This is a genomic window from Bartonella sp. AP7XZML, from assembly GCF_042195745.1.
Classification (GTDB): Bacteria; Pseudomonadota; Alphaproteobacteria; order Rhizobiales; family Rhizobiaceae; genus Bartonella.
This window is the reverse complement of sequence record NZ_JBHIOT010000043.1, coordinates 1-2037: the sequence shown is the minus strand read 5'-3', so window position 1 is coordinate 2037 and position 2037 is coordinate 1. Positions and strand designations below refer to the sequence as shown.

The window sequence follows — 2037 nt, the reverse complement described above, 5'->3', positions numbered from 1 at the left end:
TCTTTTTCATCACCTATCTTGATTACCTTCGTAGCATCATCCTGCTTAACAAGACTATCTCCTACAACTTTATTAATCTCACTCTGAAGCTCTTTGTGAATATTCGTGAATGAAGCCCCTACACCAGCAAACGCTTTGGCAACATCATCATAACTTTGCTCTTCAACAGCACTGCCATCATCTTTGACGATCTTAACTTTAAAGCTTGGAGCATTCCATTGACCTTCTTTATATTCAGCGCCACCACCTAAATAAGTTGCAACAGTCTTATTCGTATCAAAAAGCTGAGAACCATTGACCGCCTCACTCGATGCTTCCGAAAGCATTCCTGATTTCACACCGGAAAGAGTCCGTGCGGCACCATCAATATTCGAAAGCTTAACTTCTGTACCACTCTTTTCACCCCCTACACTAATAGCATGTGTCTTTTCATCTTGTTTAACAAGACTATCTCCCACAACTTGGTTAATCTCATTCTTAAGCTCTTTGTGAATATTCGTGAATGAATTCCCTACACCAGCAAATGCTTTAGCAACATCATCATAACTTTGTTCTTCAACAGCACTGCCATCTTCTTTGACGATCTTAACTTTAAAGCTTGGAGCACTCCATTTTCCTTCTTCATATTCAGCGCCACCGCCTAAATAAGTTGCAACAGTCTTATTCGTATCAAAAAGCTGAGAACCATTGACTGCTTCACTGGAGCTTGCAGAAACCTCTCCATCTAAAAGAAACTTCAATTTGCTATTGTTTCTGTCCTTACCTTCCCCATGCTTGGCTACAAAGGCTTTTTCACTTTCATTCCACAACAGCGCATCGCCTTGAACTTCCTGCGTAATATTCGTGACTTTGTCATTAAAGTCTTTAACCACATTCGTGAAAGAATTACCAACACCTGAAAGAGCTTCTGAAACACTATCATACTCAGCTTCTTCTGATGTGCCATCTTCTTTAAGGTGTGTAACTTTAAATCTAGGCAACAACCATTGATCTTTCTCATACTTAGCATCACCGTTTAAGTACGATGCAAGATCTTTTCCTAAGGAATAAAGTTGGGAGCCATTTACTGCATCTGTAGATTCTTTCGTAATATCTCCTGCCGCAAGGAACTTAATCTTGCTATTTGTCTTTGCACCGTCTTTTCCTCCATGCAAGGCTACAAAGGATTTTTCACCCTCGCTCCATGATAAAGAATCTTGTGCAACTCCTTCCGAGACTTCCTTAATACGCTGATTCACATTTTTGATATTTGCATCAAGTCCTTCAAATGCTAAACCAACATTGGTAAAGGCTTTTTGTGTTACCTCACCATCTTCAGAAACGCGAGATAAGTTATAAGTAGGGTTGGTAAAGCTACCGTCTTTAAATGCCGCATCGCCACCAAGGAATTTAGCTACATTCTGAGAAATCGTGTTGATCTGACTACCATTAATCGCATCATGTGAATTTTCAGCAATGGTACCATCCGCTACATTATGAAGTGCAACTGGTCCTGCATCCTTACCTTTACCTAAAGTCACACTCGTGTAATCAATGCCACCATTCTCACCCTCTTTTTTATCGTAATGAACAACAGCCGATTCATCAGACTGAAGGCTAGTAGAAAGATCTTTCAGACTTGCATCAAGCTGACCTTTGTTAACAGCTTCATTATTCTTCGTTGCTGCCTTAACACCTGAAAGTGTCCGCTCTTTGCCCTTGTCATCCAGAAGACTTATTTCTGTGCCTTCTACTTCTTTACCAATAGTGATAATTTTCGTCTTCTCATCCTGCTTGACAAGGCTATCACTGACAACATTGGTAACATCATTATGAACATTCGTGACTGAACTACTAATATCAGAAAGTGCTTCCGCTACACTCTTATAGCTTTCCTCACTTTCTTTACCTTCTGCATCAACTTTCTTGATTACAAAATTTGGAGCTTTCCATTGTCCATCTTTATCATAACCAGCTCCTCCACCAAAATACGTCGCAAATGTCTGATTCATTGAATAAAGTTGATTACCAGCGACAGCATCTGTTGATTTAGCGCTA

The 2037-nt window shown here is 40.0% G+C and carries 1 pseudogene; it reads right to left on the bottom strand.

Going from position 1 to position 2037, the window contains the following annotated elements:
- Window positions 1-2037 (bottom strand): annotated as a pseudogene (locus ACFILT_RS03485) (hypothetical protein); the annotation flags it as partial.